Below are 25,397 nucleotides of genomic sequence, written 5' to 3'. Positions count from 1 at the left end.
AATAGCCATATAGCTGGAGAAGTAGATAGAAAACGTCTATCTCTATAGTATAGCTTGCAAACGATTTCAATGGAATAGGGAGGCCGAAAAAATGAAGAAAACAATTGGATATGTATGCGTATCAGCAATGACTGTCGGGTTGCTAACTGCTTGTAATGAGGGGAGTTCTGGTGGGGGAAATGATGTTGTCGAATTATCATTTTCTGCTTGGGGTAACCCGGCTGAACTTGATGTTTATAATCGAGCTGTAGATGCATTTAACGAAGCGCATGAGGATATTAAAGTTACATTAACTGGATTGCCTAACGATAACTACTTTCAAACACTTACGACTCGTCTTCAAGGAGGGCAAGCACCAGATATCTTTTATGTAGGTACAGAAAATATGTCCACACTCATCTCGAATGGAACAATTGAACCGTTATCTGAATTTTTAGGTACTGAAGAGTCGTTTGTGACAGAGGATGAATTTGCTGAAGACATTTGGGGACCATCGCGAGTAGATGGAACTGTTTATGGTCTGCCTGTTGATTGTAATCCTTACTTGATGTACTACAATAAAGAATTACTTGAATCAGTCGGAGCTAAATCTCCGCAAGAGTATTATGAAGAAGGCAACTGGAATTGGGATGCTTTTGCTGAAGTAACAGGCAAGCTTAGTGATGCGGGCAACCATGGGTATATGCAAGAAAGTGGCCATCCCCATATGTTGAACTGGATTTGGACGAATGGAGGCAACTTTGCGACCGATGAAGAGATTGTTGCCGATTCTGATCCCAAAGTGCTAGAAGCGTTTGAATATGTCAGTGAGATGATTGATGGAGGCAACTTCACTTATGCTGGGACAATGCCAGACGGTCAAGGTATGGAAGCAATGTTTATGTCTAATCAAGTTGGTTTTGTCTCTGCGGGGCGTTGGCTGACACCAATGTTCTTGCAAACAGATCTTGATTTTGATTACATCCCATGGCCCTCGAATACAGATAATGCATTAGAGACAGCCAATATCGCTACAGCATATATGGCTGCAAATTCAAATAGTGATCATATTGAAGAAGCTATGGAATTTATTACGTATTATACGTCCACTGAAGGACAGGAAATTCGACTTGATGGAGAAGGTAATGCGGTTCCTTCAGTTAATGGAATAGATGATATTGTCTTAAATCAGGATAAACCAGAACACGGACAATATTTATTAGACGCGCGTGACATTGGTCGAGTCATTAGTTATGAATACACATCGCCAGGTTTAGCTGATGATTTACTTGAAATATATGAATTAATGATGCTTGGGGATACAACTGCAGAAGATGCATTAGATGAAGCAATTAATACAGCGCGCAATGCGCTTGATAGTGAATAAACAAGAGTACAGAGAGGGGATTTTTCCCTCTTTGATGATAAAGGAGAGGGCTCATTATGTATACAAAGCGAGAAAAATGGTGGGGTTATGCATTTATTGCTCCCCAGATGATTGGTATGATTGTTTTCTCGCTGCTTCCGCTCATCTTTGCTCTTGGCATTAGCTTCATGCATTGGGATGGGTTTGGCGAACGAACATTCATCGGCTTTGAAAATTATATCCAACAATTTCAAGACTCTAACTTTACGACTGCATTAAGGAATACTACGGTTTATTCGTTAATGGTCATTCCGGGTGGAATTGCGGCCGCTTTATTATCAGCATTAGCTTTAAATAAAGTAAAAGGAAAAGACTTTTATCGAATGTTTTTCTTTATGCCGGTTGTCACAAGTTCCGTCTCAATTGCTGTTATCTGGATGTGGTTATTAAATGGAGACTTTGGATTAATTAATCAACTACTTGCAATGGTCGGAATTGATGGTCCTAATTGGCTGACAGATCGAAATCTAGTGCTTCCATCAATTGCAATGTTAAGTATTTGGTGGGGACTTGGCACAAATATGGTCATCTTTTTAGCTGGCTTACAGGGGATTTCGCGTAGCTATTATGAAGCAGCGGATATTGATGGCGCAACAGCATGGCAGAAATTCCGCCATATAACGTTTCCGCTTCTTTCTCCAACTACTTTTTTTGTTGCTATTATGACGGTAATTGCTTCCTTCCAAGTATTTGATCAAGCCTATGTAATGACTCAAGGTGGTCCAGGCAAGGCGAGTTATACATTAGTACTCCATATTTTTGATGAAGCTTTTACACGTAATTCCTTTGGTACAAGTACAGCATCAGCGATGATTCTATTTGTCATTATTCTGACGTTCACATTGATTCAATTTACGGTTTCACGGAAGTGGGTGCATTATGAAGACGGCGGAAGATAATCCAATCATAAAGTCAAAACCACCAGTAATTCAACAGAGAAAAGGGAACCAACTCCGTTTTTCCCGTATTATGCTTCATATTGCACTAATTATTGGTTCCATCGTGATGGCTGGACCATTTATTTGGATGGCATTAAGTAGTTTAAAGTCCTTTCAGCAGATGTTTGCAGTACCTCCTGTCTGGGTTCCAGATCCGTTTGTTTGGAGTAATTTTACTGACTCTCTTCAAGCCATGCCGTTTGGCCGTGCCTACTTTAACAGTTTTTATATTTCAACAATTGTTGTTTTTAGTCAAATTCTTACTTGTTCTATGGCAGCTTATGCATTCGCTAAGCTCAGGTTTCCTGGATCAAACGTATTATTTATTGCCTTTTTAGCGACAATGATGGTTCCAATGCAAGTGACATTAATACCGCTCTATTTAATCATGGACTATATTGGTTGGGTGAATACGCATTTGTCTATTATTGTTCCTAATGCGATCTTTAATGCTTTTGGAGTTTTCTTATTACGTCAGTTTATGATGGGCATCCCTAAAGAAATGGTAGAAGCTGCGGTAATCGACGGAGCAAATCCCGCGTATGTGTATATGCGAATTATGCTTCCTTTAATTAAGCCTGCCCTTGCAGCGTTTGGGATATTTTCCTTTATAGGGATTTGGAACAACTTCATACAACCGCTTGTGTTTATTAGTGATACGAGTTTGTATACCGTTCCCCTCTTGCTTGCAATGTTTAAAGGGTTGTATGTTACTCAATGGCCGCTTTTAATGGCAGGAGCAACGATTTCTGTTGTACCAGTTCTTGTCGTTTATTTCTTTGCACAGCGACAAATTATTGAGGGAATCGCACTTACTGGAGTAAAAGGGTAAAAGGTTGTAGCTAAGTGCTACCTGAAAAGGGTAGCACTTAGCTTTTTTATTTTGTAATGACTTCAGTGAAGATAGAAGATAACAATAAAAATAAGTAGCCAAAGCTAGTATCATTTTGCCTCGGCTAGATGATTCTCAATGGTTATCAAATAATGCTCAACATTTTAGTTCTTAGCGAATTGAATAAATTCCTCTACAGTCATGTCTTTTTGTTCGCCATCCCTATCTCTAACAGATATAAGGTTATTGTTTACTTCTTTATCACCTATCACAAGCATGTATGGAATCTTTTGTTTTTGTGCGGCGCGTATTCTTAAACCAAATTTCTCATTTCGGTCATCAAGTTTTATTCGAATACCAGCAATTTCGAGAGTTCTCAAGACACTTGTAGAGAATGTGCCATGTGAAGAATGGATCGGCAAGATCACTGCTTGAACGGGGGCGAGCCAGAATGGGAAAGCACCTTCGTAATGTTCGATTAAGATTGCCATAAACCGTTCAATTGCTCCATATATTGCGCGATGAATTAAAATTGGTGTTTGATTTTCATTCTTTTCGTCTACATAAGAGCAGTCAAACTTTTCGGGCATTTGAAAATCGAGTTGAATCGTTCCACATTGCCAGCTTCTCCCTTTCGAATCTTGGATATGAAAATCGATTTTGGGACCATAAAAAGCACCATCACCAGGGTTCAATTTATACTGAACCCCCTTTTTCTTTAATACAAATTCGAGAGCAGATTCAGCATGATCCCAGGACTCTTGTGAGCCCATTGAATCGTCTGGTCTAGTTGATAATTCTACATGATAGTTGAAACCAAAGATGGAATAAACGTGGTCAACAAGGTCTAACACACGTTCTAGCTCAATTTCGATTTGGTCCCCTCGAACAAACAAGTGGGCATCGTCTTGTGTGAATGATCGGACGCGCAAAAGGCCATTCAACGATCCTGATTGTTCGTAACGATGAACAAGTCCTAACTCCGCGTAACGAATAGGCAGTTCTCGGTAACTTCTCCTTTTTCGGTTATATAAAAGAACAGCGCCTGGGCAGCTCATTGGTTTTAATGCATATGATTGATCTTCTACAGATGAAAAAAACATGTTTTCCTGATAATGATCCCAATGACCAGATTGTTCCCACATATGTTGTTTCATCATAATGGGCGTTTTTATTTCTTCGTAACCACTGGCTTGATGAATTTGTTTCCAATAAGCTTCTAGTTCATTTCGAATAATCATCCCATTAGGTAAGAAGAATGGCATACCTGGAGCCTCTTCTAATGTTGTGAATAGCTCAAGTTCCTGGCCAAGTTTTTGATGATTGTTTTTGATTATCATAATAAATCGCCTCCTTTAGATATAAAAAAGACCACACTCATCCCATATAAGGGACGAGTGTGGTCGTGGTTCCACCCTACTTTCATAGAGAAAAAACGTCTCTATGCTTATACGAGATAACGGTTCGACCGATTACGGATACATGAGGTTCCCCGTAATAGCTCAAAGGTGGTACATAGACAATTTCTACTAACAAGGCTTTCAGCCAAGGCCTCGCTCTCTGTTTAGTGAAACGTTTGTTTATGCGTATCCTTTTCATCGCTGATTCCATAAAAAAAGGCCGCACTCATCCCAAACAAGGGACGAGTGCGGCCGTGGTTCCACCCTACTTTCATAGAGAAAAAACATCTCTATGCTTAAACGAGATAACGGTTCGACCGATTGCGGATACTTTGTTTCCCCGCAATAGCTCAAAGGTGGTAAATCAAGTCTTTTTCTTACAAGGCTTTCAGCCAAGGGCCTTGTTTCTCTAAAAAGAAAGGAAGAGATTGATTCATGTCCTTATCAATGCTAATTGTAATTTCTTAGTAGTATAGTGTAAGAAAAATGAAAATGCAAGGACTATTTAAGAAGTTTATTAAGAGCTAGAGAGCTTTGGCTTTAGCTGGGCAAACAAAACAAGTAATCCTATCATGAGTGCAAGGGCAATAAGAAAAACATATGCGCTTCCGGTTATTCCTGCAACAACAAAGCCTCCTAAAGCAATGAGGCCATTCATAGCTGCATAAGGAAATTGTGTTTTTGTATGATCGATATTGTCGCACCCGGCACCAGTAGATGAAAGAATGGTTGTCTCCGAAATAGGCGAGCAGTGATCACCGAAAATGCCTCCAGATAAAACCGCGCCAATGCACACAGCCAAATGGGCATCAAGACCAAAGGCCATTGGAATTGCAAATGGTATCATAATAGCAAAGGTTCCCCATGAAGTAGCGGTAGCAAGTGATATACAGACTGCCACTAGAAATAAGACCGCGGGAACGAAAGAACTAGGCAAGCTGTCTTGCAATAGCTCAATGACGTAATTGGCTGTCCCCATTTCACTCATGACCGTTCCTAATGCCCAAGCCAGCACAAGTGTAGCAAGTACAAATACCATTTTTTGCATGCCCTTGGAGTAAAGCTCAAATGCCTGAGTGAAGCTTCTGACTTTTAGCGTAACCATTAGTCCGATTAAAACGATACTGGCAAAAAGGTAAGCCGTACTTAAAGCAACACGAAAATCACCGCCTGGTACAGGTTCAAACGGAAATCCGTATGTATAAAGAAGACCAAATAATGTCGTGAACAAAGTGAGTAAAGGTAGCCAGATTAAGATGGAATAGCTTTTTGGTTGACCTTGGTCTGCATCCTCGCTATAGCGTAGTGGGCGGGACGTTTTCCAGTAAAGTTCACCTGTTTTTTCTACACGGCGTTCAGCTTTTGCCATTGGACCAAAGTCGAGCTTTGTTAACGCAATGACAGGGACAATAGACACAGCTAAAATCGGGTAAAGCTGAAAAGGAATGGCTTGTAAAAAAACGGAGAACTCCGATAATTCTGCTTCGATATTGTCAAATTCTTGGCGGATTAACCCCATGATGTAAACGCCCCAGCCGATAAAGGGAATCATAACCGCGAGAGGGGAAGCAGTAGAATCTATGATCCAAGCGAGTTTTTCACGCGACAATTTTACTTGGTCAAAGATCTTCTCAAAAATTGGACCAACGATTAGTGGAGAACCAAGGTCAGAAAAAAAGATGATGAGGCCTCCAAACCAAGCTGCTATTTGGGTTTTCGCTTTTGTATTTAAGTACTTTACAGCACGGTTCGCTAACGCGAATGATCCTCCTGATTTTTCGATTAGCCCTACGAATCCGCCAATAAATAGAAGCAGGACTAAGACAGCTGCATTATAACTATCCGTCAGTTGTGGGAACAAATATTCACCAATTGTCTCCGTTGTTGCTGTAATAGGATTTCCTTTTGTTAGGAGTAGTACACCAGCAAACAGACCAGTAAATAAAGATACTAAAACGTTTTTCGTCAATATTGCCAGTCCGATAGCAAGTAACGGAGGGATGAGCGAGATAAACCCCATATGTTCGATATTAATCACCTCTTACATATAAATTTTGTTCGTCTAAGTTGTGTGCGGAAATTGGAATAGAAACTTATGATTATGCACCTTTTAGAATATAGCATATCGGTTTATTTTTTTCGACAAATTGTTTTAAAAAATAAATAGTATGAGATTCTCTAAGCGATGCAACGAATAAATTTGCTATAATGATTCTACTAACTACATAATTAAAGAGGAGCTAGAATGATGAAACAACAAATAATTGAACGTTTTGTGCGCTACGCTAAAATAGATACACAATCAAGTGAATCAAGCAATGCTATTCCGACAACAAAGGGACAACTTGAGCTTGGGAACATTCTTGTTGAAGAACTGAAAGCTCTAGGATTAAGTGAAGTAACGATTGATGAAAATGGTTATGTGATGGCAACGCTCGAAGGGAATACAGATAAAGAGGTTCCTGTTATTGGTTTTTTAGCGCATCTAGATACAGCGACTGAATTTACGGGCAAAAGCGTATCTCCTCAAGTTCATGAAAATGTGGATGGAGAAGAAATTGTTCTTAATAAAAGTACAATTTTATCAAGCAGACAATTTCCAGAGTTAGCAAATTATAAGGGTCATACGCTTATTACAACGGATGGGACGACGTTACTCGGAGCTGATGATAAAGCAGGAATTGCGGAAATTATGACGGCAATGGATTATCTCATTAAGCACCCAGAGGTTAAGCATGGGAAAATCCGTGTTGCATTTACGCCAGACGAGGAGATTGGTAGAGGTCCGGCCCATTTTGATGTTAAGAGATTTGGTGCTGATTTTGCTTATACGCTAGATGGTGGACCGTTAGGTGAATTTCAATTTGAAAGTTTCAACGCGGCAGCTGCTAAAGTAACCTTTCAAGGTGTGAGCACCCATCCAGGTACAGCTAAAAATAAAATGGTAAATGCGATGAAACGGGCGATGGAGTTTCATGCACATCTGCCTGCTGATGAGGCACCAGAATTTACGGAAGGATACGAAGGATTTTTTCATTTGCTTTCGATGGAAGGAACAACTGATTTTGCGGAACTGCATTATATTATTCGTGACTTTGACCGGTCAAATTTTGCATCAAGAAAAGCAAAGATGGAAGCAGTCGTTAGGCAGATGCAAGATAAACATGGGAAAGAGAATGTTTATCTAGAACTTCGAGATCAATACTACAATATGCGTGAAAAAATTGAACCGATGCAAGAAATTGTTGATGTAGCAATAGATGCAATGAAAAAGTTAAATATTGAACCTAAGGTTGGTCCTATTCGAGGGGGAACGGATGGTTCACAGCTTTCTTACAAAGGGCTGCCCACGCCTAATCTATTTACAGGCGGCGAAAACTACCACGGACGTTATGAATATGTCTCCGTCGACAACATGGAGAAAGCGGTGCACGTAATTACAACCATTGTTGCATTGGTTGAAGAGCGGGCTTAAAGCAAAAGGCATCTTCTTAAGAGATGCCTTTTATCTTTCTTCTAAAGGAAACGGAGGATACTAATGGAAATCAAGATTTTCAGCAATGCAGAAGCGTTTTATGAAGAAGCCGCACCTGTCCTACATAAGAATGAGTGGGAAAATAACCTCTTAATTGGCCTTTTGATGCAATCAATAAAAAGTGGTGTCAAACCTTTGTTTATGGCCATTGGTTACCGCTGGAGTTCGCCTTTCATTGTTTGTTTACAGACAATTCCCAAACAAGCTGTTTTCTCATTTGCTTTTTTTATAGATCGGTTAGAAGCAGAATTATTTGCTGATGTATTGTCTCGCAAGGGTACGACTCAGTTCTTATATACACAGACTTATCGAATCCGACTTCGAATCATATCTATCAAAAAATTGGCTTTAAACCTGTAGCTGATTCAATTTCATTGAAAATAATTTAACAAAAAACCTTGATCTTTAAATCAAGGTTTTTTTCGCATGGCAACACTCGCAGAAAAAGATAGAAATAGTACCGTGAACCTAAAAATAGTCATATTTCAGTGAAATGAAAAAAGCGTTATATTATAAATGAAAGGGCTTACAATTTTATTTTTACATGAAAAATAAGAGGGTTTCAGGGGGAATGGTTTTGAGAAGATATAATACGGTTATCTTTGCAAGTGTAGTTGCTCTAGTTATGGTTGGTTGCAGTGATTCTTCATCACAAAAAGAAAGTACGATTGAACCAGTTGCCTCAGCTAATGATTTACCAGAACGTTTTGAAGAACCGGTCACTCTTGATTTAATTAAACATGTTTCAGGTGATATTTTCTTCAGAGATGATGAAACCATACAAGATAACGTACACACACAGTGGGTAAAAGATACATTTAATATTGATTTAAACTATATTTGGACAACGAGTGGACCAGGGGATACATTCGACACTAAATTACAATTAAGTATGTCTGCGAATGAGGAGCTCCCATCTATTTTGGCTCTTAGAAGTTCCTTAACGCAGGATATCATTGATTCTGGGCGCGTACAAGAGGTCGGTGAACTATTTGACAAGTATGCCTCAGATGCATGGAAGGAAGCGATGGACGCAGATCCTCATGCATGGGATCCCTATATAAGAGAAGAAGGCCGTATGGCTATTCCTATTTTAGATTATGAAATGAACGGGGATACCGTTTTGTTTATTCGTCAAGATTGGATGGATAATTTAGGGCTTGATGCTCCAGAGACAATGGATGATATTGAAGCAATGATGGACGCTTTTGTAAATGATGATCCGACAGGAACAGGTGAAAAAGTATATGGATTAGCTACTGGTTTTACGAATAATCTCAATACTTGGATGTCTACAGTTGATTGGGTATTTGGGGCATATGGCGGAATGCCTGATCAGTGGAATCTTGCAGAAGATGGTTCATTAGTTAATGGCAGTATTCAGCCAGAAATTAAAGAAGGTTTAGAGACAATGAAGCATTGGATGGATGAAGGTTATATTCATCCTGAATCTGGGCTTTGGGACGAAGGAAAAGCTGCAGAATTGTTTACGGCTGGAAGAGCAGGCATTATTGCTGGACCTCATTGGATGCCAGATTGGCCTTTGGCAGAATTAAAGCAAAATGTTGAAGCTGCAGAGTATAAGGCATATGAAATCCCAACTGGACCTGAGGGTAAGAAAGGTAGATCGACGGGAGTCACTGCTCAAAATGGTTCCGTTATGATTAACGAAAACGCTACTGAAGATGAAATTCAAGCTTTCTTTGTTTATCAAAACTATTTATTTGATCATTATGCCAATCCTAAAGATGGTGGAGAGTTTGAGTATGGATTTGCTGAAGGATATGATTACGTCATTGAAGGTGACGAAGTGAAGTATAGCGAGGACGATATACCTGGAGGGCGAGTTGATCCTGTTAAATATACATTAACTTTCGATGGGGCAAGAATTCCATCATTGTATATCAATACTCTAGCTGACTTCGCACGTGGAATAGAACCTGAAACGCCTTTTGAAAAGAAAATGTATCTTCAATATCCTGAAGAGGCGTGGGAAGGCGCGAGAATTGTTGTGGACGGAGCAGAGGCACAGATACCTAGTATGTTTACTGGAGCTCCTACTAAAACGATAGTTGATAGAGGGGACACGCTTGATACGATGTTAAGTGAAGGGTTTAGCAAAATGATTTACGGTGAAACATCTATTGATCAATTTGACGCTTTGGTCGAACAGTGGAAAACTTCAGGTGGCGATAATGTCACAGCTGAAGTAAATGAGTGGTTTAACACAGTAAGCAGCAACTAAAAACGATAATAAGTCGAAGTAGCAGCGCATGGTTTTTGAGTTAAGCGCTGCTTCTTACTAGTCTCTTTGCAACCGTATTTCATAATCATAACCGGTCAAAAAAATAAGCTTTTCGCACTTGTGATGTTATATGTACACTAGTGCAGAGGAGAGTGATGGCCGATGCTTGGGCAATTGAGCTTATTTCAGAAAATGGTTGTTAGCATTGTATTGCTTTTAATTCCAGTTATATCTTTATATGCGTATTCTAATTATGTAAGTGAGCAAGTTGTTCGAGAAGAAATCGAATCAAGAAATTTAAACAGGTTAGAAGTATCGATGAATCGATTGGAAGCCGATTTAGGGCAAGTTTCTCAATTTTTAGTTGCGTTAAGTATTGATCCTGAAACGAATAGACTACGCAACGTTGATTTATTGCGTCCATACGAATCTGTCGAATTGCAAATGGGCATTCAAAAAAAGATCTTACTTTATCAACAATTAAGTAATCTTTTAGTTGACGTTTCAATGTTTTTACCTGATGGTGAAAAGTCTATAACGACAATGTCGGCATCTCCTCAACGTCCAGATGAACTAGCTTTATCTTGGAAGTACGTGGATGAAAAACATAGTAAGGATAATGATCGTCCATATTTTGTACAACATGTACAATTTCCTATTCAAAACGAAAGGCAAACAAGTGGAGTTATTATTGAAGCAAGGATTTATGTAGAGAGCATGCGTAAACATCTTAGTGAACTAAATTCATCGGACGGTGGTTATGCGATTTTATATCATCATTCGTTTGATTCAATTAAGCCGCGAGGAGCACAACATAACGACGTAAACGACCTATTTCATAATGGATTTGATCTTCCAAAAGAGATGGAAAGCATCGGTACAGAGCGGTTTCGAGATGGTGATACAAACTATGCAATAACTTATATTGAATCGCCTAGTTTAGAGTGGGCACTTGTAGACTTTGTTCCAGTGGAAAAAGTGCTTAAGCCAATTGCTACCACAAGAACGTGGTTTTATCTATCTGTCAGTTTGCTTCTTTGTTTAGGAGTAGCTGCAGCCTGGTTACTGTACACTCAAATTCATCGCCCGGTTGATCGGATCAAGGATTCAATTCTAGCCTTCAAAAAGGGGAATTATGGGGTGCGAATGGAAGTTCTCGACCAAAAGGAGTTTGCAATAGCGATGAATGGTTTTAACGATATGGCAGAACAAATTCAAACGTTAATTGAACAAGTATTTGAAGAAAAAATCAGGTCACAAGATGCAACATTAAAGTTACTGCAAGCACAAATAGATCCTCATTTTTTATACAACTGTCTCTTTTACATAAAAAATATGGCGAAAGTGCGTAATACAGATGCAGTTGAAGCAATGGCACTTCATTTAGGTGATTATTTCCGTTATCGAACAAAAGTAGAACAAGCAGAAACAACAATTACGGAAGAATTAGAACTTGTTGACAACTTTCTGGCGATACACGCTTTACGTAAACGACATCTGAAATACTCCATTACTGTAGCAGAAGAGCTCAAAGGTTGGTCAATACCACGATTATTAGTTCAGCCAATTGTCGAGAATGCGATCGTTCATGCGATTGAAGAAATTGATGGTATAGGTACAATTCGCATAACTGGTGAAAACAAAGGTGGGTATTGCCGAATTTCTGTTGAAGACAATGGTGGAAAGTTGGGGCACACAGAAATTGAACAGATGGTACAGGCTTTGGAACAAGAAGAAGTATTAACAGAAAACTATGGAATGAGAAATGTCCATCAAAGGCTTAGAAAACGCTATGGTGGTCGATCTGGCTTACGCCTATCATTCTCATCACTAGGAGGCTTACAAGTCGACATTTTATGGGAAGAAACGAATAGCGACGAAAGGAGAGGTTAGACCATGTTTCAATTATTGCTAGTTGATGATGAAGATGCAACTTTACAAGGGCTTGCGAGCTTACCTTGGAAAGAGATTGGCATTTCCAACGTTCATTGTGCTTACACGGCAAATGAAGCAATGTCCCTCCTTTGTTCTCATGCGATTGATATTGTTGTAACAGATATACGAATGCCAGGAAAATCAGGTGTGGAATTACTTACTGATATTAAAGAAAGCGAGTACAATCCTAAGTGTCTATTGCTTTCTGGCCACTCTGACTTTGCTTATGCACAAGCAGCAATTAAAGCACAAGCAGTTGATTATCTACTAAAGCCTGTACGTGATGAAGATTTATTAAGAGCCGTTGAGAACGCATTAATCAAAAGAGGAGAAGAGCAAAGTGAAAAGTATGTACATGAAAGGTCAATTGAAGCCATCAAAAGTCATATTGACTCTTTTGGTGAAATGATTATTGAACCATGGTTATGGGGGAGGAAAACAACAGAAGATTTAAAAGCGGAGTTAAAGGCTTATGGTATGCCATATTCTTTGAAAACAAAAGCCGCTTTTATTTTTATTCGCGCGAATGAACAAGTTGCCCTAAATGACATTGAGCTCATCGTTTCTAATTATCTCTCTAAATATTCAATTGTCGTTAAACACCAAATGGATGAGTATCTCCTTACAGTAATGCTGTATCCACTTTTAGAGCAAGAAGACAACGTGTTTTTTGAAACCCTTCAGGAACAGGTTGCTTTCCTAAAAAAGCATGTGAAGAAAAAGCTACATATCCCGATATCTATAAAAATAGGAAGTCTCTTTCCTTTTTGGGATCAAGCGAGAGATCAGTTCACTACTATCAAGCAAAATAAGGCGATCCCATTTGATATGGAAAGAGAAGGTGCTCCGGTTGCGACGCGAGTAAAAAATTTTGTGGAAGCGCATTCTGCTAAAAATCCCAATCTACAGGATGTAGCGGCCTACTTGTACTTAAACCCGGCTTATGTGTCTAAACGGTTTAAAGAAGAGACTGGAGAAAATTTCACTGAATACATGAACCGCTTAAGAATGAAGAAGGCGATTGCATTACTGACAGATACAAACAAGAAAATCTCATCAATATCAGAAGAACTTGGTTTCAAAGATTCATCGTATTTTATTAAAGTATTTAAACGGGAATTCAACCTGACGCCACAAGAATTTAGGTGCCGATAAAAGGAGTGATGTACACATGGTTCAACCAAGGCAAGGAGTCATTCGGCAAATACCAAAAAAGAAACGCAAGCAAGCATGGAACATGAAGCGAAATTGGCCGCTTCATGTGCTAGTTATGCCTGCGGTTCTGCTCGCAATCATCTTTAACTATATTCCTCTAGGCGGAATAATAATGGCTTTTCAAGATTACAAGCCTTGGTTTGGCTTTAGTGGATCAGAATGGGTAGGTTTTGACCATTTTCGAAGAATATTTGAATTCAGTGAAGGTAGGCAGGTTATTTGGAATACGTTAATTATTTCTAGCTTTAAAATTGTCTTTCAATTAATTATTCCTATTATGTTTGCATTATTGTTAAACGAAGTACGTGTCATGGCGTTTAAACGGTCCATCCAAACGCTCGTTTACTTGCCTCATTTTTTGTCTTGGGTAATCTTAGGAGGTATCTTGCTTGACTTACTTTCAGTTGACGGTGGGTTAGTTAATCAAATGATCACTAGTTTGGGCTTTCAACCTATTTTTTTCTTAGGTGATGGAGATTGGTTTAGAGTGACTGTCATTACTTCAGATGTATGGAAGGATTTCGGATTTTCTGCGATTATTTTTCTGGCTGCTCTTGCAGGTATAAATCCAAGTCTGTATGAAGCCGCAATTGTAGACGGGGCAAATCGTTTGCAACAAGTTTTATATATTACATTACCAGGGCTCTTACCGATTACAATTGTTGTAGCTACACTAGCTCTAGGAAATATTCTAAATGCTGGTTTTGATCAAATATTCAACTTGTATAACCCTCTTGTTTACGATAAAGGTGACATTATCGATACGTATGTTTATCGACAAGGCTTATTAGGCGGAAACTTCAGCTACGCGACTGCTGTAGGGGTATTTAAATCAATTATTGCTTTTATCTTAATTGTAACTGGCTACCGTTTAGCGTATAAATACGCAAATTATCGAATTTTTTAGGAGGGGTGGCATGCATCACCGAAGCCGAACATATCGGATTTTTTCGATATTTAATACGTTTTTTCTACTTATGTTGGGGGTTCTCTGTATTTTGCCTCTCATTCATATTTTGGCTGTTTCTTTTAGTGCATCTGCACCAGCGAATGCAAACCTTGTACGTTTTTTGCCAATTGATTTTACCTTTGCTGCTTGGGAACAAACGCTTGGTAATGATAATTTTGTACGAGCACTTTGGAATGGAGTATATCGGACTGTACTGGGAACCATCATTAGTTTAACGACAATAACTCTAGCTGCATACGCACTCTCAAAGGAAGATCATGAATTTAAAGGAAGAAAGTTATATGTGTATGCACTTGTTTTTATTATGTTATTTAATGGTGGGCTCATTCCAACCTATATTCTTGTGCAGAATTTAGGTTTGCTAAATACAATTTGGGCACTTGTTTTACCTGGCGCAGTAAACGTATTTAATTTAATTTTATTATTAAACTTTTTTCGCACCGGGGTACCTAAGTCATTAGAAGAAGCGGCTTTAATTGATGGAGCGGGGCATTTTCGAATCTTGTTTAAAATTTATTTGCCAATTTCGTTGCCAGCTCTCGTAACTGTAGGCTTATTTACAATGGTTGGCCAATGGAACTCTTGGTTTGATGGACTAATTTATTTAACAGACGCATCAAAATTTCCGTTATCGACATTTTTACAAACGATCATTGTACAGAATGATTTTTCGCAATTAAATGTGAACCCAGATGAAGTTCGAGCTTTATCGGAACGTACAGTACGTTCAGCCCAAATTTTTATTGGGGCATTGCCAATTATACTAGTCTATCCATTTCTACAAAAGTATTTCGTAAAAGGAATTGTCTTAGGTTCTGTGAAAGAATAATGAGGCTGCCTAATAAGGCAAGCCTCATTATTTGTTTAGTAATGAAGGTCGATCTGAATAACGCGCTTTAGGTTCAGCGACAAGCGCTTCACCATGGACAAACTCATAGTAGCCTGGAGCATCGATATTTTGTATTACCGGTAATTTTTCGTAGATCTTTAATTTAATTTCTTGTTCAAGATCTTCTCTGTTATAAGGGGCTGTTTGATAAAGGCTTTTTTTTATTTTGGGTTCAAACTCATGTAAGATCGTTTCGTAATCAATATACATCTGTTCCACCAGCCTTTTCTTCTGTTATTAATTGTTGTTTTAAAATATGAAGAGCTCTTTTTTTATAATAAGAGACTCTTTGTTCTGAAATGGTAAGTAATTTTGCGATTTCTTTGTTTTTGTACCCATAGAAAAACGAGTAAATAAGCACGGATTGCTGGTTAGGTTTTAAATGTTTGAAAGATGTTGCCAGCACTTTGTTTTCAAATAATTCATCAATATTTGCTTTTTCATCATTTGCTTGTTCAATGTCAGCTAGTACATCACCTGATTGAATAATATCAAGAAGGGAAGCGTGTCCTTCTTTTTCGAATAAGGAATCAATAGATGTTAGATGCCCATGTTTCCGAAAACGTTTGTCATAGTCCACGGAATATCCTGATATGAGCCTACTTATATATTGAATGACTTTTACTCTTGTAAAAAATTGCTTAAATGTCTCATCAAGTGCTTCTTTGTTAGCAGCTGTAGGGTTTTCATGGGCAAGTCGATACAATTCCTTGTGGTACTCGTCTTTTAAAAACATTTTTACAATGATATGGGTAGATGATTGACTCGCGTTTACCTCGCCGTTTCTCATAACAGATCCCCCTTTTTTGCCTAATTAACAGTTAATAGAGAAAGGGAAGATAAAAAATCAAAAGAACAAAAAATAAAATACGAACATACTTTCGTATTTACAGTATAGCGAACTAGTGTTCTTTTTTCAATCTGTTTCCTATTGGGAAATGAGTTAGTTGTATCAATAAAAAAGCCAACTCTAATGAGCTGGCTTTGGCTTTCTTGTTACTTGTAATCTGGTAAAAAATCACCGTGTGCTTCTATTAACTCATCGCACAAAGAGACAATTTTATCCATTGATAATTCGGCTGAAGTATGTGGATCTAGTAATGCTGCATGATAGATGTGTTCACGTTTCTTCGTAATTGCAGCTTCAATCGTTAACAATTGAGTATTAATACTTGTTCGATTTAATGCTGCTAGTTGCTCGGGGAGATCTCCAACATAAGTGGGTGTAATTCCAGAGCGATCAGCAATGCATTGAACTTCTACACAAGCTTTTTGTGGAAGATTTGAAATGAGACCACCAGTATTCAGTACGTTTCCACCAAATAAGAAAGGGTTTCCTGTTTCCATAGCCTCAATAATGTGAGATCCATACTCAATCGAACGCTCATGTGTAATGTTTGTATTATTAACCAAATCTTGCTTTTGTTGTTCCCACCGTTCAATTTGGCTCACGCATCGACGTGGATATTCATCAAGCGGAATATTGAGTTGTTCAATTAACTCTGGATATGCTGATTTGATGAAATAAGGATGGTATTCAGCGTTATGTTCTGATGATTCTGTTACATAGTATCCGAACTTGTCCATAAGCTCAAAACGTACCATGTCGTGGTGTTTTTCTTTGCACTTTTCTTTAGCTCGCCTTTTAATTTCCGGATAAAGGTCTTTGCCATCTTTTGTTACTTCAAGCAACCAAGCCACATGATTGATGCCTGCTATCTTTTCTTGTATCCCGTTGTGATCTATTTCTAAGTGTTTAAATAAATCTTTTGTACATACTTGAACACTATGGCAAAGACCGACATTTTTAACATTTGTAAATCGAGATAATGCGCCTGTTAATGCCGCCATTGGATTTGTATAATTTAAAAACCATGCTTCTGGCGCGACTTCTTCAATGTCTTTAGCGATTTCAAGCATGACGGGTATGGTTCTAAGCGAACGGAATAAGCCACCAATGCCAATCGTATCTCCAATCGTTTGTCGCAGTCCGTATTTTTTTGGAATTTCAAAATCAATAACTGTACTAGGTTTGTAACCGCCTACTTGGATTGCGTTAATAATATAGGAGGCGCCTCGTAAAGCTTCCTTGCGGTTGTGATAGGATTGAATATTTATTGTTGACTGTACATTTTCTTTTAACTGAGATAACAGTGTGTGGGATTCTTGCAGTCGTATTGGGTCAATATCGTATAAAGCAAATTCAAACTCTTGTAAAGCCGGTACATGCATACAGTCGCCAAGAACATTCTTAGCAAAAATTGTACTTCCTGCGCCAATAAACGTAATTTTTTTCATAATTGTACCTCCTGGTGGTGAAGTTAGTTCTAGTATAAGTAATAGTGAATCTGAACAGGTAGAAAATTGCTGTTTGGTTTATGGAAATAATTGCGTTTTCAAATTCTTGATTATTAAGCAGTTACATTGTTGTATAATGACTATATTTACTGAAGAGGAGGCATCCTATATGGGGAAGGGATCGTATGGCTTTCGCTTTCAAGAGAATCCATATCCGTTTGTTATGAATTTGTGGAATGTTGGTTGGGAAACTCAAGTTGGTTCTGATTATGACTGGCATGGAGAAAAGAGAGTAGAAAAAGAAAAAATTGTTTTTCAATATACATTGTCAGGGGCCGGGGCGTTGACGTTTGAAGGGCGGGATTTCCAAGTAGGTGAACAAGAAGCATTTTTTGTAGCAATTCCAAGTGCCCACCATTATTTTTATCCTAAGGATGCGGTTAAACCGTGGGAATTTATCTATGTAACGATTGAAGGGCCAGAAGCAGTAAACATGCATCGGTACATTCTAGCGAAACATGGCCCAATTTTAAAATTAAGTCGCGACACTGAACCAATTCGAAAGTTGTTTAAGCTCTATTCAGAAACGGTAGCAAGCGATGTTTACAATTCCTATATTGGATCACAAAAGGCGTATGATTTCATGTTATCTTTATTTCGTTATCTTGAAGCTCCACCTAAACAACGATTAAAAGAATCGTTAATAAAGGCGATTCAATACATAGAAGAACATCTTGCAGACCCATTAAGTTTAGATGAATTAGCGAAACAAGCTGGTTTATCCAAATACTATTTTATAAAGCAATTTAAGGCGGAGCTTCATACAACACCAATGCACTATGTCATGATAGCTAGGATGAAAAAGGCAGCTTCATTGCTTGCAAAAACAGATAATACAATTGCAGAAGTTGCGCATCAAGTAGGGATTGACGATCCTAATTACTTTACAAAAGTATTTAAAAAAACCGTTGGTGTCTCTGCTAGTAAATTCAGAAAAAATGAAGATAGTCATTTAATCGATTTTATTGTGACAGAATGGTAAGAGGGATGATCAGAGTAGGAGTTAATGCCATAAAAATCATATATGACATTTGTCATACTGTGTGCCTGACAAATGTGACTTACCTTTTACGCCAAATCAAACTATGATAAACATATAAAGGTTATGAGGAGGAAGTTATGAGTAAACAAAAACAGGCTGAACTGAAGCGTGAAGCTGCCTCATTCGCCCATGCAAATACAAAATCAGGTGTCATTCAATTATTAAATACAACAATTCCTTTTTTATTACTATGGTTTTTAGCTTATCAAAGTTTGGCTGTTTCATTTTGGTTATCGTTACCGATTTCAATTATGGCAGCATTTTTCGTTGTACGGATGTTTATTATCTTTCATGATTGTACACATGGTTCATTTTTTAACAATGCTAAAGCAAATCGCATATTGGGCACCGTGACCGGTATCATTACCCATTTTGCATTTGAAAAATGGAAAAGAAGCCATTCACTTCACCATGCAACAAGTGGGAATTTAGACAAACGAGGCGTTGGTGACATTTGGTTACTAACAGTTGAAGAGTACGAACAAGCATCTTTATGGACAAAGTTGTCATATCGTTTGTACCGAAATCCGTTCGTGATGTTCGTGTTAGGGCCGTTTTATCTATTTATGGTTGATAATCGCATCAACCGAAAAGGGGCAAAACGCAAAGAGCGTATGAACACATATTTCATTAATGTGTCTCTTGTGCTCATCTATAGTATTTTGGTTTATATCATTGGTTGGCAAGCTTTATTACTCATACAACTTCCAATCTTATTCACAGCTGGTATGCTTGGTGTATGGTTGTTTTATGTTCAGCATACTTTTGAGGATTCGTACTTTGAAAATGAAACGGAATGGGATTTTGTTAAAGCTGCAGTAGATGGAAGTTCATACTATAAGCTACCGAAGTTTATGCAATGGTTAACTGGCAATATTGGATTTCATCACGTGCATCATTTAAGTCCTAAAGTGCCAAACTATCATTTAGAAAAAACCCATGAACAAGTGGTGCCATTACAAAAAGCAACGACGATAACGTTACGTATCAGCTTAGCCTCAATGAAATATCGGCTATTTGATGAAGCGAATAAATCGTTTATAAGTTTTAAGCAGTTCAAAGCAATGAAAAAACTAAAGCCGATTTCGGATTAATGAAAACAAAACCTTCCAGCAATCCTGTTGGAAGGTTTTGTTATAATGAAGTAAAGGAGGAACGTTATGCAAAATTGGTTTCATATTTTCCCGAAAAATACAGGACTTAGCTTGTATATTTGGATTATCTTCTGTGTGCTGCCCTTTTATTTTGTGATCATGTCGGCTACGGCATTAGAGATCACAGTTGGAAGCTTAATGATTGTCTTATTTTTTACTGCGTATCGTTTGTCTTTTATTAAAAAAGGGTGGACTGTTTATGTTTCAGTATCAATAGAAATTGCTATTAATATAGGTATGACTCTTTATTTTGGATATATTTATTTTGCATTATTTATTTCTTTCTTTATTGGGCATGTACATAATCGAGCTGGTTTTATTGTATTATATTCAGTCCACGTTGCAACAACAGCTGCAGCAACTACGGCAGGGTTCTTTATTCAAAATGAAACATTCATGATGCAACTTCCATTTATCGCCATTGCTTTAATCGGTGTTGCGTTGCTTCCTTTTACCATTCGTAGCCGTAATAAACGGGAACAGTTAGAAAACGAGTTGAAAAGTGCAAATGAAAAAATATCTGAATTAATGATAATGGAAGAAAGGCAACGCATTGCACGTGACTTACATGATACGCTTGGTCAGAAATTGTCTTTGATCGGAATTAAGAGTGATTTAGCACGAAAATGGTTATCCTTGGATCAAGCAAAAACAAATGTTGAATTGGAAGATATACAACGTATCGCTAGAACAGCTTTAAAAGAGGTAAGAGAGATCGTTTCGGATATGAAAATGGTTCGTTTAAAAGATGAAATTGTCCATATAAGAGAGATCCTGTCAGTTGCAGGTATTCATTTGAATATAGATGGTGAAGATCTTGCACATTCAAAAAAACAACCGATAATTGAAAATGTTTTATGTATGTGCGTAAAAGAGGCAGTGACGAATGTTGTAAAACACAGTCAGGCGAATAAATGTTGGATTAAAATTAACCAAACCCAATCAGAGTTTTTAATTACAGTTAGTGATAATGGTATTGGGATGGCTAAACGTCAAACAAATCATCATCAAAGTGGTCTGGAAGGAATGAAAGAACGTCTTGAGTTTGTAAATGGCAACCTCCACATAGAATCAAAAAATGGGGTTTCCTTGTTAATGAAAGTCCCTCGTACAATTAGTAAGACGAAGGTGGTGCAAGAATGATACGTATTGCAATTGCAGAAGATCAACAGATGATGTTAGGCGCACTAGGGGCTTTGCTTGACTTTGAATCGGATATGACAGTTATCGGCAAGGCTCGAAATGGAGAAGAAGCAGTCAAACTCGTTCAAGAAGAACAACCAGATATTTGTATCATGGATATCGAAATGCCAGTTAAAAACGGATTAGATGCCGCATATGAGCTTAAGGATCACCCTTGCCATGTGATTGTCTTAACAACGTTTGCTCAACCAGGATTTTTTGAACGAGCGCGTAAGGCTGGAGTAGGGGGGTATTTGTTAAAAGATAGCCCTAGTGAAGATTTAGCCGCTGCGATTCGTACGATTAAAGAGGGCAGAAAAGTATACGCTCCAGAATTAGTGGATATGGTCTATAGCAACGAAACACCTTTGACTGAGCGTGAAGAGCAAGTACTTAAACATATTTCAGAAGGAAAAACGACAAAACAGATTGCTAGTGACATGAAAATTACAAATGGGACCGTTCGTAATTATGTATCTGTCATCCTTGATAAGCTAGAAGTAAGTAATCGTATTGAAGCCATTTCTCGTTATAAGGAGAATGGGTGGTTTTAAAAAAGCTAGATGAGACTTCATCTAGCTTTTTTTTTAGTGTATATTATAAGCGATCAGAATTAAGTCATTTATAGCAGTACATGATTTCTCTAAACCGTTCACCTGGTTCAATTGTCACGTGGAAAATATGCAAGTGGTGAGATAATCAAAGAAAAGGAATGCTCTTCATTTTTGAAGTAGTTTATGTGCGAATGACTGGGAAGAACCGCACAATAATTGGCTCGGAAAAAGAGTTAGTATTTTATTTCTAAATACAAAAGCCAAAATTCCTCTCTTTAGAGGAATTTTGGCTTTTAAAGACGGTCAATTAAAGTTGTCGCGATCGAGAAATAAATCATTAAACTAATGATATCATTTAATGTGGTAATGAATGGACCAGAGGCGACTGCTGGGTCAATTTTAAGTTTGTTTATCGCAACAGGAATGGTTGCACCAATTACAGCAGCAACACTAAGTGCACAAAAGAGGGAGAAACCAACGATAAATGCAAGGATGAAATCTCCATTATAAAATAAGCTAATAATCCCCATTAATACGATCATACAGACGATTCCGAGCATAACTCCAGTTCCAAATTCACGCTTTACGGTTTTCCACACACCACCGCGCTCAAATGAACCAGTTGCAATACCTCGTACAGCGACTGCTAATGATTGAGTACCGGTATTTCCAGCTGTTCCCATAATAAGGGGCATAAAAGCAGCAAGTAAAACAACTTGTTCTAACGTATTCTCAAATTGTCCAATAATGTTTGCTGTAATAAGTCCAAAAAACATGAGTAAAATTAACCAAGGGGCACGTTTTTTTGCAGCTGTATAAGCGGTCAAAGAAAGATCGGTTGCCCCACGAGAAGCGGTGAACTCACCAAAGTCTTCTGTTGCTTCTTCTTCCAAAACGTCGATCACATCATCGACGGTAATAATACCCATTAGGCGTTTGTCTGGTGTAACGACTGGTACGGCAAGAAAATCGTACTCTTTAATTAAACGAGCGACATCTTCCTGATCTTCTTCTTCATTAACTGAAACGACTTGGGTGCTCATGATATCATTTACAGTCATTTCGGGATTTGCAATAATGAGATCACGTAAAGAAACAACGCCTGCAAGTTTCTGATCTTTATCGATAACATATAAATAGTAAATAGTCTCTGCATCAGGAGCTGTCTCGCGTAGTTCCGCAATGACTTCTTTTGCAGTTGATTCAACAGAAAGTCGAACAAACTCTTTTGTCATAATGGCACCTGCAGTTTTTGGTGCATATGCCATTAATTCTTCTACGCGTTTTGCTTCTTCCATATCCATAGAGCTAAGAATATCTTTGGAACGCTCTGGGTCAATTTCTGCAAGAAAATCAGCAACATCATCGGCAGACATATTGTTAAACATGGACACTGCATATTGATAGCTTAGTCCTTGAAAGACAATTAATTGGTCATCAAGTTCAAGTCCTTCAAAAAGGTCAGCAAACTCTTGTGGACTTAGAAATAATAGAACTTGTTTTTGTAGAGCAATTTCAATCTCATGAAATAATTCGACCTGGTCTGTTGGGTGCAGTTCCAGAAATGTTTCACGAAAAGCCCGGAGGTTTCGTGAAACAAGGTGTTTAATGATTTCGTTTTTATATTCATTTCGTTTACGGTCTGTTTTTAATTTATCCATATTCTAACCCTCTTTTCTTTTAGAGAGGGTACCATTCCGCTGGTGCGGGACGAGCCCCTTCCTGTTGATACCTCATTATTTTTAAGCCTATCCTTGGATTGGGTAAACTATCCATCCCACACCACCACCTTTTTTAGCCAAAATAAAAACACCTTATCCATCGGAGGTGTTTGAACGCATGTTTAAGAAATACCTTAATATAGGCGTGTTTTCCTCCATTCGTAGAGCTTTAGCACTGTGCGGCATAGGACTAGTCCAGCTACATTAAAAACCACCTTATGTCGATGGTTTCTGTTGACCCATTGGCGTCTTTGGACATTTTTGGGTAGCAGCGTATCTCCAGCACAGGAGCCTCACCTAACGAGGACTTATGAATTTCTTGCAAACTTCACTTTACAGCCCATAGACTCTAATGTCAAACGTTTCTTTACTATCATGTAATAATTATCTATCTATAATTGGTAATCGTTTAAGTGCTAATAAAAGAAAACCAATGAAGAGCGAATAATGGCCCGCGCTTTATAAATGCACGAGCCATCATTTGCAGTGTGAGTGTCTTACGATTATACCTATGTCTATATTTCCCTTATATGAAATGAAGGCAGTTGCTTTTCAATCTGCTCTCTTTTAGGTTCAAACCAGTCTGCCAACATTAATTTAGTCCCCATTGTAAGTTGGGATTCATCATGGGTAAACCCTGGTGGATCTGTTGCAATTTCGAATAGGAGTCCGCCAGGTTCCCGAAAATAAATAGCATTAAAGTAGTTTCTTGATTGAACTGGGGTCACTCGCATCCCGAGGTGCTCCATTTCTTTCTTCCAAACAAGCTGCTCTGCATCATCTTTGGCTCGAAAAGCAATATGGTGAACCATGCCAACGCCTATTGAGCCGGGTGCGGCATCTACTTGCCAAACATCAATTGTATTGCCAAGTTCAGCTTCGGATACAAAACGGAGAAACTCACCATCTTTTCCTACGTAAGTAAAACCAAGCCCGTCTTCCAATAGTTTATTTGTTTCCGAGTAAGCTGCAGATAAAAGAGTTGCGCCTGCGAAACCAATTATAGCTTTGTCTGCCTGGACTCCATTAAAGGTCCACGTCGATTTAATCGAACTTTCCATTTCAGTAAGTTCTAATTGCAGTCCATGTGGATCTTCAAAGGAAAGGTATGTTTGATCAAAGCGGGATGTTGTTCTGTATGAAACATTGTATTTCACTAAACGATCTTGCCAGAAAGCTTTTGATCCTTTAGGTATTGCAAAAGTGATTGTTCCAACTTGTCCAGCGCCAATCTCACCTTTTTTTGCGTTCTGCCAAGGAAAGAATGTCATAATTGTACCAGGACTGCCATTATTATCTCCAAAATAAAGGTGATAAGTACCTGGGTCATCAAAATTAATTGTCTTCTTAACAAGACGGAGCCCTAATATACTTGCATAGAAATCCACATTTTCTTGGATATTACCAACAATTGCTGTAATGTGGTGAATTCCAGCTGTTTTCATGTTCATTACTCATCCCCTTTGAATTCTAAACTGTTTGCATAATAACCGATTCTTTTTAGTTGTTCGATTAAAGTTTGTTTTTCGTCTTGAGTCAAGGAAGAAAAAATCGAATCTAATGCTTCCGTATGCTTTGGAAAAATTGAATCCATCCATTCGCGACCTTTATTTGTAATGGATACAAATGTAACACGTCGATCAGTAGGGCATGGCCTTCTTGCAATCATTTCTTTTTTTTCAAGTTTATCAACAACATAAGTGATGCTACTGCTGGCAATGAGTACTTTCGTCCCGATTTTTTGTACGGCCTGATCGCCTTTTGAATACAATAATTCTAATACTGCAAATTCAGTGGGGTTAAACCCATGTTTTTTTATATCTGCTTCTGCAAGAGCTTTCACTGATTGAAGAGCACGGGTTAATACTGTAAATAATTTTAAAGAGTTTGCTTGACTTTGATTCATCTAATCACCTCGAAATCATTTATCTCGAATTTGAGATAATAATACCGTGAATATATTTTGATGTCAACTATATTGTTTTGCCCAATTATTTAAAGAATTCTCTTGAATAAGCTGAT

General features: G+C 38.2%; 22 protein-coding genes, 1 riboswitch and 2 other annotated features. Of the genes, 14 read left to right on the top strand and 8 right to left on the bottom strand.

The window, feature by feature from the left end; all coding sequences use genetic code 11:
- Positions 1–91 precede the first annotated feature (91 nt).
- From BK584_RS10025 to BK584_RS10015, 3 genes are all read left to right on the top strand, one after another.
- The gene (locus tag BK584_RS10025) at positions 92–1,366 is read left to right on the top strand and encodes an ABC transporter substrate-binding protein (RefSeq protein ID WP_078392468.1); all 1,275 of its coding nucleotides are present in this window, start codon (positions 92–94) and stop codon (positions 1,364–1,366) included.
- A 56-nt stretch (positions 1,367–1,422) separates the two neighbouring features.
- The gene (locus tag BK584_RS10020) at positions 1,423–2,304 is read left to right on the top strand and encodes a carbohydrate ABC transporter permease (RefSeq protein WP_078392467.1); all 882 of its coding nucleotides are present in this window, start codon (positions 1,423–1,425) and stop codon (positions 2,302–2,304) included.
- A 70-nt stretch (positions 2,305–2,374) separates the two neighbouring features.
- Positions 2,375–3,175 (top strand): carbohydrate ABC transporter permease, encoded by an 801-nt coding sequence (locus BK584_RS10015; RefSeq protein ID WP_245808996.1) that lies wholly within the window; start codon positions 2,375–2,377, stop codon positions 3,173–3,175.
- A gap of 164 nt (positions 3,176–3,339) precedes the next feature.
- On the opposite strand, the gene thrS is transcribed toward BK584_RS10015, so the two are convergent.
- Positions 3,340–4,515, bottom strand: a complete 1,176-nt coding sequence (gene thrS / locus BK584_RS10010) for a threonine--tRNA ligase (RefSeq protein WP_078392465.1) — start codon at positions 4,513–4,515, stop codon at positions 3,340–3,342.
- A 46-nt stretch (positions 4,516–4,561) separates the two neighbouring features.
- Positions 4,562–4,783, bottom strand: a binding site (T-box leader).
- Between the two features lie 27 nt (positions 4,784–4,810).
- Positions 4,811–5,032: a binding site (T-box leader), on the bottom strand.
- 60 nt (positions 5,033–5,092) lie between these two features.
- On the bottom strand, positions 5,093–6,595 hold the full coding sequence (locus BK584_RS10005) for a Na+/H+ antiporter NhaC family protein (protein ID WP_245808831.1): 1,503 nt from the start codon (positions 6,593–6,595) through the stop codon (positions 5,093–5,095).
- Positions 6,596–6,823: 228 nt separating this feature from the next.
- On the opposite strand from BK584_RS10005, the gene pepT reads away from it, so the two are divergent.
- The 7 genes from pepT to BK584_RS09970 all read left to right on the top strand — a co-directional run bounded on the left by pepT (position 6,824) and on the right by BK584_RS09970 (position 15,304).
- Positions 6,824–8,050, top strand: coding sequence for a peptidase T (gene pepT, locus BK584_RS10000; RefSeq protein WP_078395525.1), 1,227 nt, complete (start codon positions 6,824–6,826; stop codon positions 8,048–8,050).
- A 63-nt stretch (positions 8,051–8,113) separates the two neighbouring features.
- Entirely contained in the window at positions 8,114–8,470 is a 357-nt protein-coding gene (locus BK584_RS24555; RefSeq protein WP_078392464.1) for a hypothetical protein, read from the top strand.
- A gap of 217 nt (positions 8,471–8,687) precedes the next feature.
- Positions 8,688–10,355, top strand: coding sequence for an extracellular solute-binding protein (locus BK584_RS09990; RefSeq protein ID WP_245808830.1), 1,668 nt, complete (start codon positions 8,688–8,690; stop codon positions 10,353–10,355).
- A gap of 162 nt (positions 10,356–10,517) precedes the next feature.
- Positions 10,518–12,248: a sensor histidine kinase gene (locus BK584_RS09985; protein ID WP_078392462.1), complete on the top strand. Its 1,731-nt coding sequence runs from the start codon at positions 10,518–10,520 to the stop codon at positions 12,246–12,248.
- Between the two features lie 3 nt (positions 12,249–12,251).
- Positions 12,252–13,445, top strand: coding sequence for a response regulator transcription factor (locus BK584_RS09980; protein WP_078392461.1), 1,194 nt, complete (start codon positions 12,252–12,254; stop codon positions 13,443–13,445).
- A gap of 16 nt (positions 13,446–13,461) precedes the next feature.
- Positions 13,462–14,412 carry an ABC transporter permease gene (locus BK584_RS09975; RefSeq protein WP_078392460.1) on the top strand — a complete coding sequence of 317 codons (951 nt, stop codon included), beginning with the start codon at positions 13,462–13,464 and terminating at the stop codon, positions 14,410–14,412.
- A gap of 10 nt (positions 14,413–14,422) precedes the next feature.
- Positions 14,423–15,304, top strand: a complete 882-nt coding sequence (locus BK584_RS09970) for a carbohydrate ABC transporter permease (RefSeq protein ID WP_078392459.1) — start codon at positions 14,423–14,425, stop codon at positions 15,302–15,304.
- 27 nt (positions 15,305–15,331) lie between these two features.
- On the opposite strand, the gene BK584_RS09965 is transcribed toward BK584_RS09970, so the two are convergent.
- The 3 genes from BK584_RS09965 to BK584_RS09955 form a co-directional block, all read right to left on the bottom strand.
- Entirely contained in the window at positions 15,332–15,574 is a 243-nt protein-coding gene (locus tag BK584_RS09965; RefSeq protein WP_078392458.1) for a hypothetical protein, read from the bottom strand.
- Positions 15,564–16,154 (bottom strand): sigma-70 family RNA polymerase sigma factor, encoded by a 591-nt coding sequence (locus BK584_RS09960; protein WP_078392457.1) that lies wholly within the window; start codon positions 16,152–16,154, stop codon positions 15,564–15,566. The genes BK584_RS09965 and BK584_RS09960 overlap by 11 nt, the downstream gene beginning before the upstream one ends.
- A 206-nt stretch (positions 16,155–16,360) precedes the next feature.
- Positions 16,361–17,662: an alpha-glucosidase/alpha-galactosidase gene (locus BK584_RS09955; protein ID WP_078392456.1), complete on the bottom strand. Its 1,302-nt coding sequence runs from the start codon at positions 17,660–17,662 to the stop codon at positions 16,361–16,363.
- Between the two features lie 169 nt (positions 17,663–17,831).
- Between BK584_RS09955 and BK584_RS09950 the strand changes: the two genes are divergently transcribed.
- The 4 genes from BK584_RS09950 (at position 17,832) to BK584_RS09935 (ending at position 21,654) form a co-directional block, all read left to right on the top strand.
- Positions 17,832–18,704 carry an AraC family transcriptional regulator gene (locus BK584_RS09950; protein ID WP_169871177.1) on the top strand — a complete coding sequence of 291 codons (873 nt, stop codon included), beginning with the start codon at positions 17,832–17,834 and terminating at the stop codon, positions 18,702–18,704.
- 137 nt (positions 18,705–18,841) lie between these two features.
- A complete protein-coding gene (gene desA / locus BK584_RS09945) occupies positions 18,842–19,858 on the top strand; it encodes a Delta(5) desaturase DesA (protein ID WP_078392454.1) in 1,017 nt (338 codons plus the stop codon).
- Between the two features lie 66 nt (positions 19,859–19,924).
- Positions 19,925–21,061 (top strand): sensor histidine kinase, encoded by a 1,137-nt coding sequence (locus BK584_RS09940; RefSeq protein ID WP_078392453.1) that lies wholly within the window; start codon positions 19,925–19,927, stop codon positions 21,059–21,061.
- The gene (locus BK584_RS09935) at positions 21,058–21,654 is read left to right on the top strand and encodes a response regulator transcription factor (protein ID WP_078392452.1); all 597 of its coding nucleotides are present in this window, start codon (positions 21,058–21,060) and stop codon (positions 21,652–21,654) included. The genes BK584_RS09940 and BK584_RS09935 overlap by 4 nt, the downstream gene beginning before the upstream one ends.
- Before the next feature lie 293 nt (positions 21,655–21,947).
- On the opposite strand, the gene mgtE is transcribed toward BK584_RS09935, so the two are convergent.
- From mgtE to BK584_RS09920, 3 genes are all read right to left on the bottom strand, one after another.
- The gene (mgtE, locus tag BK584_RS09930) at positions 21,948–23,315 is read right to left on the bottom strand and encodes a magnesium transporter (RefSeq protein ID WP_078392451.1); all 1,368 of its coding nucleotides are present in this window, start codon (positions 23,313–23,315) and stop codon (positions 21,948–21,950) included.
- A 206-nt stretch (positions 23,316–23,521) separates the two neighbouring features.
- A riboswitch (M-box (ykoK) riboswitch) is annotated at positions 23,522–23,687 on the bottom strand.
- Between the two features lie 203 nt (positions 23,688–23,890).
- Positions 23,891–24,826 carry a ring-cleaving dioxygenase gene (locus BK584_RS09925; protein ID WP_078392450.1) on the bottom strand — a complete coding sequence of 312 codons (936 nt, stop codon included), beginning with the start codon at positions 24,824–24,826 and terminating at the stop codon, positions 23,891–23,893.
- On the bottom strand, positions 24,826–25,281 hold the full coding sequence (locus BK584_RS09920) for a MarR family winged helix-turn-helix transcriptional regulator (RefSeq protein ID WP_078392449.1): 456 nt from the start codon (positions 25,279–25,281) through the stop codon (positions 24,826–24,828). Before BK584_RS09920 ends, BK584_RS09925 begins: the two co-directional genes overlap by 1 nt.
- Positions 25,282–25,397: the final 116 nt, after the last annotated feature.

Source organism: Shouchella patagoniensis, assembly GCF_002019705.1.
GTDB classification, from domain to species: Bacteria; Bacillota; Bacilli; order Bacillales; family Bacillaceae_D; genus Shouchella; species Shouchella patagoniensis.
The sequence above is the reverse complement of the archived record's forward strand: the minus strand, read 5'-3'. Positions and strand labels throughout refer to the sequence as shown.

What these genes read in the sequence shown, in the direction of transcription:
- BK584_RS10025 (WP_078392468.1), top strand. Translation starts at nt 92, where the DNA reads ATGAAGAAAACAATTGGATATGTATGCGTATCAGCAATGACTGTCGGG.
- BK584_RS10020 (WP_078392467.1), top strand. Translation starts at nt 1,423, where the DNA reads ATGTATACAAAGCGAGAAAAATGGTGGGGTTATGCATTTATTGCTCCC.
- BK584_RS10015 (WP_245808996.1), top strand. Translation starts at nt 2,375, where the DNA reads ATGCTTCATATTGCACTAATTATTGGTTCCATCGTGATGGCTGGACCA.
- thrS (WP_078392465.1), bottom strand. Translation starts at nt 4,515, where the DNA reads ATGATAATCAAAAACAATCATCAAAAACTTGGCCAGGAACTTGAGCTA.
- BK584_RS10005 (WP_245808831.1), bottom strand. Translation starts at nt 6,595, where the DNA reads ATGGGGTTTATCTCGCTCATCCCTCCGTTACTTGCTATCGGACTGGCA.
- pepT (WP_078395525.1), top strand. Translation starts at nt 6,824, where the DNA reads ATGAAACAACAAATAATTGAACGTTTTGTGCGCTACGCTAAAATAGAT.
- BK584_RS24555 (WP_078392464.1), top strand. Translation starts at nt 8,114, where the DNA reads ATGGAAATCAAGATTTTCAGCAATGCAGAAGCGTTTTATGAAGAAGCC.
- BK584_RS09985 (WP_078392462.1), top strand. Translation starts at nt 10,518, where the DNA reads ATGCTTGGGCAATTGAGCTTATTTCAGAAAATGGTTGTTAGCATTGTA.
- BK584_RS09980 (WP_078392461.1), top strand. Translation starts at nt 12,252, where the DNA reads ATGTTTCAATTATTGCTAGTTGATGATGAAGATGCAACTTTACAAGGG.
- BK584_RS09975 (WP_078392460.1), top strand. Translation starts at nt 13,462, where the DNA reads ATGGTTCAACCAAGGCAAGGAGTCATTCGGCAAATACCAAAAAAGAAA.
- BK584_RS09970 (WP_078392459.1), top strand. Translation starts at nt 14,423, where the DNA reads ATGCATCACCGAAGCCGAACATATCGGATTTTTTCGATATTTAATACG.
- BK584_RS09965 (WP_078392458.1), bottom strand. Translation starts at nt 15,574, where the DNA reads ATGTATATTGATTACGAAACGATCTTACATGAGTTTGAACCCAAAATA.
- BK584_RS09960 (WP_078392457.1), bottom strand. Translation starts at nt 16,154, where the DNA reads ATGAGAAACGGCGAGGTAAACGCGAGTCAATCATCTACCCATATCATT.
- BK584_RS09955 (WP_078392456.1), bottom strand. Translation starts at nt 17,662, where the DNA reads ATGAAAAAAATTACGTTTATTGGCGCAGGAAGTACAATTTTTGCTAAG.
- BK584_RS09950 (WP_169871177.1), top strand. Translation starts at nt 17,832, where the DNA reads ATGGGGAAGGGATCGTATGGCTTTCGCTTTCAAGAGAATCCATATCCG.
- desA (WP_078392454.1), top strand. Translation starts at nt 18,842, where the DNA reads ATGAGTAAACAAAAACAGGCTGAACTGAAGCGTGAAGCTGCCTCATTC.
- BK584_RS09940 (WP_078392453.1), top strand. Translation starts at nt 19,925, where the DNA reads ATGCAAAATTGGTTTCATATTTTCCCGAAAAATACAGGACTTAGCTTG.
- BK584_RS09935 (WP_078392452.1), top strand. Translation starts at nt 21,058, where the DNA reads ATGATACGTATTGCAATTGCAGAAGATCAACAGATGATGTTAGGCGCA.
- mgtE (WP_078392451.1), bottom strand. Translation starts at nt 23,315, where the DNA reads ATGGATAAATTAAAAACAGACCGTAAACGAAATGAATATAAAAACGAA.
- BK584_RS09925 (WP_078392450.1), bottom strand. Translation starts at nt 24,826, where the DNA reads ATGAACATGAAAACAGCTGGAATTCACCACATTACAGCAATTGTTGGT.
- BK584_RS09920 (WP_078392449.1), bottom strand. Translation starts at nt 25,281, where the DNA reads ATGAATCAAAGTCAAGCAAACTCTTTAAAATTATTTACAGTATTAACC.